This window comes from Pedobacter sp. (genome assembly GCF_035566355.1).
Classification (GTDB): domain Bacteria; phylum Bacteroidota; class Bacteroidia; order Sphingobacteriales; family Sphingobacteriaceae; genus Pedobacter.
Map to the genome: position 1 here is coordinate 1 of NZ_DATMRL010000083.1, position 5,338 is coordinate 5,338.

The following is a 5,338-nucleotide window of genomic DNA, read 5'->3' on the forward strand; positions in this document are numbered from 1 at the left end:
GTTCCCATTGCTGGCCATCCTGATTAAATTACAAAGCAAGGGCCCGGTATTATTTAAACAAAAAAGAACGGGCAGGAACGATGAAACTTTCTGGTGTTATAAATTCAGAAGTATGAAGGTAAATGATAGGTCTGATGTGCACCAGGCTTCTAAAGAAGATGACCGGATTACACCCTTAGGGAGAATTATGAGACGTACAAGTATGGATGAACTTCCACAGTTTTTTAATGTTTTCATAGGGAATATGAGTGTGGTTGGACCGCGTCCGCATATGTTAAAACATACACAAGAATATAAAGAGATCATTAGCCAGTACATGGTGCGCCAATTTTTAAAGCCAGGGATTACCGGACTGGCGCAGGTAAACGGGTTCAGGGGAGAAACCAAAGACAGACAGGCTATGGAAAACCGTGTAAAGTTGGATATTTACTATCTGGAGAACTGGACGGCCATGTTTGATGTAAAAATTGTATTTATGACCATCATTAATTTGATGAAGGGTGAAGATAACGCCTATTAAGTGCGCTTGTTCAGTTTGTTCAATGTAAAGAACTGAACCACTCAGATAACTTAATAAGATGGTCTGCCCACTATATTTGTTATGAATTGCTTTAAACGCTAAAAGCAAGACTATGAATCAACGCAAAAGACCAGATATAACGAAGCAAATGGAACGCTATCATGAACTGGATATCCAGGGATTGGTGGCTTTATGTGCCGAAGTATGCGAAACTAAATTCGCTTGTCTGAGTTTGCGTCGTGGTGAAGAAGATTATATCAAAGCGCAGGTCGGCATCCCTGAAAATGAAGTTTGGCCTAAAGGCGTAAGCTTATTCGCCAGCGTACCGATTATATCAGGCGGAGATTTTATTGTTGGCACTTTAAGCGTTATGGATACCAGGCGAGGAAGGGTGGTTCCCAAACAAATCGAAACCATGGAACTCTTGAGCAGGCAGATTGTCAGGATTCTTGAAATGGAACGCATCAACGAGGTAAAAACACAGCAACGGGCATTCTTTGAAAGTTCATCGGGTATTCATTTATTACTCGATACCGACATCAAGGTTCTGGATTATAATAAAACATGTGCTGCCTTTTTTAAAAGCGTTAGCGGTATTGAAATTTATCGGGGAGCTTATATGCTGGATCTGCTTAGACCACAAACCCGGGAGCTGTTCTATCTGAGCTGTAAGAAAGCTTTATTTGGAAACAGGGTGAGAATGGAACAGGAAATTGATTACGATGAAGAATCTATTTTCTTAGAAGTCTGCTATGATCCCGTACGGGATTCAGAACAAAGAATTATAGGCTTGCTGATCAATGCCTCTAATATTTCTCAGCATAAGGCACAAGAGCAGGTGATTATACAACAGAATGAATCGTTAAGGGAAATCGCTCATATTCAGTCCCATGAACTCAGAGGTCCTTTGGTGAGTATATTGGGCCTTGTAGAATTATTGAAAGCAGGTGATACAGACTTAAAGGAATGTTTAGGGATGCTGGAGCGAGCAGCGGGGGACCTGGATGAAAAGATCAGGTATGCCATTAAATTAGCCAAAATATAATCTCTCCTTGTGCGTGCGTCATTTCGATTTCCTTGCCCACATCTCACCTTGTCCGTGCGTCATCTTTCTTTGGTTCTGCGTCATCTCGACGATAGGAGAGATCTGTAAAGAAATCAATATCCAAACAAATCTCTCCTGTAATAAAGTCTAGTTATGTGCAATCTGATGTACAGCGATTGTGCTGGTTGTTGAACCGGTAATATACACCATGTAAATCTTGCCAGCAGCAAATGCACTCAGATCAAAATTTCCAAGACTTGCACTTTGTCCGGTTGCAAAAACCTGCAGGGATAAAATACCAGGATCAAGAGATACATAATTACTCGCATTGTCATGTGCCAGGTTGACGATCAGATTATCTCCGCTTGCCTTCCTGATGTCGATGTTTGCGGGAGCAGCATCACTTAAATGCACAAATCTCACTTTTGCTTTTCCTTCCACCGGAGATAAATCGTCAGGGAATAATTTTACCCTTGCAGACTGTCCGTCTCCCGCCAGAAACACGGTATAGCTGCTGCCATTGTTAAAATTGAATTTTCCCGTTGCAAAAGCTGTTGAAGAACCTTCATTACGAAATTGCGCTTCCAGATTATTGCCTGAATTGGCAGCGATGTAGCCCTTGGCATCTCCGAAATTTAGCCCGCCCTGTACTACTACGTTATTGGCCAGGTAAAAGGATTGTGCTGAAGACGATGGAGAGGCGTTTACAATTTTAAGATTAGCTGATCCGGATTCATCTACGTCGTTCTTTTTGCAAGAGGTAAACGATACAGCGATGGTCAAAACTGCGGCTCCCGCCAGCAAATTTTTCATGAATGATAGTTTTTTCATAAGATAGTTTTTGTGTGTACTGTCTAATAGTATGTACGATATCTTAAACAAAAACCAATCCTTTAAAAGATGTTTAGCCAAATAACTGGCTGTGTTTTTGTATATAAGTTGTTGTTTTTTAGAGATTTGTAAAATTTAATAAAATTTTTAAACCTGAATTTTAATGTAAACATAAAGTGTATCAAAATGGATACATAGGCCTTTAGCTGGTAAGGGCCTCCGTTAAACCTCAGAGCAGTATAGTTGTTCAGTAAATTTGCGTTTCTTCGTTCCTTATTCAATAGAAGACCCCTCTTATGGAGCTTTCATTGAGCATTCTCCGAACAAAGGTTGAGGTATATAGAGTGATGGTTCATGGAAGGTAAAAAACCGGATGGAAATCAGGACTCATATTTTTGAGATTTTTGGCAAAACAAAGTTTTGGTTGTTTTCTGTATATGTTATATATTTACCAATAGGTTAAATGTTTAATTACCCCACATTGAATTATATTATTTAACATTGGAGGATAATTGAGTATCTTTAAATAACCGGCTAACCAAATGACTTCTTACAGCACACTTAGTGACAGCGAACTAACAGGACTTTTAAAGCAAGGGGACACCACGGCTTTTGCCCAGATCTTTGCCAAGTATAAAGGCTTATTATTTTCTCATGTTTATAAGAAGATCCGGGACAGGGAAGAAGCCAGGGATATCGTGCAAGATGTATTTGCCGGGCTCTGGACTAAACGGGAACAGATCAATCCAGAAACCAATCTTGGTGGCTACCTCATGATGGCTGTCCGGCACAAGGTTCTGGACCTGGTTGGTCATAAAGATGTTCAATCCAGGTATTTTATTTCTTTGAGTCGTTTTGCCCAGGACTGGGAAGGTACCACAGACTATCCGATCAGGGAAAAGCAGTTACAATTTGTTATTGATAAGGAAATTGCAGGCCTGCCGGAGAAAATGAGGGAAGTGTTTCTAATGAGCCGGGTGTCCAATCTGAGCCACAAAGAAATTGCAGCCCAGTTGGGGATATCGGAACAGACGGTAAGCACGCAGATCAAAAGAGCTTTGAAAATTTTAAGAAGCAGATTGGGACTGATGCTTTACCTGTTGATGTGGTTTAAATTATAATCAGACCAGCATATCTATATGCGTTTTCGCACCCTGGTGTTCTGCATCCAGTTGAAGTACCTTCGATAAAAAGGCCTTGGCTTCTGCTGGCTTGTCCAGACCCACATAACCCAAACCTTGCATGAAATAACAATGCGCTTTATTTCTTAAGGATAAATCATCTTCAAATAGAAGCAGGTTAGGCAGAGATACCGCAAAGTAGTCTACCTTAACTTCGTCATTGCCATGTTCTTCTCCATAGGCAATTAATTTTTTGAAGATATTTCCAGCCTTGTCCTGTTCACCAAGCTTGATCCATGCCAGACCCTGGTAAAAAATCTGATCAGGCTGCTGGTCATTGTAAAATAGAGCTGCAGAGGGTTCCTCAAGGCCTATGGTTGCTTTTATGAAATGGTTGTTTGCAAGATCTGTTTCTTTCAAGCCCTGGTAGGCATAACCCAGCCAGTAAAAGATATCGTTTTCCTGTGCACCGAATAATTTTCCTTCGCCAAGGTTAACAGGGTAGTGCTGCGCTTGTTCGAGGAAAGTAATGGCCTGTTCATAGCTTCCATCTGCAATGGCTTTTTTGGCAAGCTGGACAAGACTATACCTGTACTGTCCGGATACTTTTCCTTCTCCGCCTTCCCAGGGGTGAAACTGCCTGTTTCTGATTAAAGACAAAGCATCCTCATAATCGCCAGAGAAATTAAGTGCGGCAATACGTTCCAGATAGAGATCATCTCTTTGATTGGCTACTTCTATATGAGTATTTAGAAACTGAAGACGCGTTTGCGGAGTTCTGTTTAGTCTTTTGTAGAGCTGGTCCAGTTCCATTAAAATGCGCGCATCTGAAGGGTCAAGGGCATAGGCTTTTTCAAAAAACTGCAGCGCCTTTTCAGGATCGTTCAATTTGTTAAAATATGCAATGCCAAGGTTGCGTATTACTGTTGGAAAAGTATCATCCAGTTCCATGGAATGTGCCCAATTGCTAACTGCTTCCTGATATTGCCTTTTGTCATAAAATAAATTGCCGAGGTAATAGGGCGCTTTGGCGTCCGAAGGATTGACGGTCATGGCAAGCTCCAATACTTTAATATCTTCCAGTCTGTTTGGAAAACAAAGATAGGAATCTGCTTCTGCGGCTTTCTGGAACCAGGTTTGCGCTTCTTCCCGGTTCCCAAGTTCATGGCTAACCCAGCCCAGATAATAATATACGAGTGGGCTGGTGTTTGTTCCTAAAAGTGCATGGACCAATAATGCCGAGGCTTCAGTAAATAAACCCGCTGCGGCATAATCAATGGCATAAGACAAATAATTCTGCGCCGATCCTCTGGAGAGGGTGACAAGTTCAGTTAATGTTGCGGCGGCTTCTGTATCCTGGTGTAACTTTTGGTGCAATAGCGTTTTCTCATACAATATACCCAGGTTAAAAGGATCTCTTTTTAAAGCATCCGTACATACAGACAGTGCCTGTTCAAAATCGCCGTTTTTACGGAGAATAGCTGTTTTTAAAACATAAGCTTTGCTGTTATTGGCATTATGATCGATGGTCTGCTGAATATGTTCCAGTGCAAGCTCCAGTTCATTTCTGCATAGATCAATCTGGGCCACAGCAAAATAGCCGGTATCTTTCCAGGCATTGCTCCAGGTAGACTTATAAAAATATTTATAAGCCTCCTCCAGATTGCCCATATACTTTAAACAAAGCCCAAGATTGTAATGTGGCTCACTATCGTATGGATTAGGATTGCGCTGCGTACTGGTTTCGATTGCCCGTCTAAAATAAGCCTCGCTTTTGGCAAACTGTCCCCTTCTTAGATACCATAAACCAAGTGCATTGTT

Annotated in this window: 5 protein-coding genes; 3 read left to right on the top strand and 2 right to left on the bottom strand. The window is 41.3% G+C overall.

All coding sequences use genetic code 11. The annotated features are described in order from the left end of the window. Together VNZ46_RS03125 and VNZ46_RS03130 are read left to right on the top strand one after the other, a co-directional pair. Window positions 1-520 (top strand): sugar transferase (locus VNZ46_RS03125; protein WP_325558618.1); only part of this gene is annotated, 520 nt, incomplete at its 5' end. Window positions 521-632: 112 nt separating this feature from the next. After that, window positions 633-1,565, top strand: a complete 933-nt coding sequence (locus VNZ46_RS03130; RefSeq protein ID WP_325558619.1) for a hypothetical protein — start codon at window positions 633-635, stop codon at window positions 1,563-1,565. Between the two features lie 147 nt (window positions 1,566-1,712). Here VNZ46_RS03130 and VNZ46_RS03135 read toward each other — a convergent pair whose 3' ends face one another. Further along, the gene (locus VNZ46_RS03135; protein ID WP_325558620.1) at window positions 1,713-2,396 is read right to left on the bottom strand and encodes a DUF4397 domain-containing protein; all 684 of its coding nucleotides are present in this window, start codon (window positions 2,394-2,396) and stop codon (window positions 1,713-1,715) included. 542 nt (window positions 2,397-2,938) lie between these two features. On the opposite strand from VNZ46_RS03135, the gene VNZ46_RS03140 reads away from it, so the two are divergent. After that, a complete protein-coding gene (locus VNZ46_RS03140) occupies window positions 2,939-3,517 on the top strand; it encodes an RNA polymerase sigma-70 factor (protein WP_325558621.1) in 579 nt (192 codons plus the stop codon). On the opposite strand, the gene VNZ46_RS03145 is transcribed toward VNZ46_RS03140, so the two are convergent. Beyond that, a partial coding sequence (locus VNZ46_RS03145; protein ID WP_325558622.1) for a tetratricopeptide repeat protein occupies window positions 3,518-5,338 on the bottom strand: 1,821 nt, incomplete at its 5' end.

Bases quoted from the DNA above. Each gene is read 5' to 3' on its own strand.
- VNZ46_RS03130 (WP_325558619.1), top strand. From the start codon at position 633: ATGAATCAACGCAAAAGACCAGATATAACGAAGCAAATGGAACGCTAT.
- VNZ46_RS03135 (WP_325558620.1), bottom strand. From the start codon at position 2,396: ATGAAAAAACTATCATTCATGAAAAATTTGCTGGCGGGAGCCGCAGTT.
- VNZ46_RS03140 (WP_325558621.1), top strand. From the start codon at position 2,939: ATGACTTCTTACAGCACACTTAGTGACAGCGAACTAACAGGACTTTTA.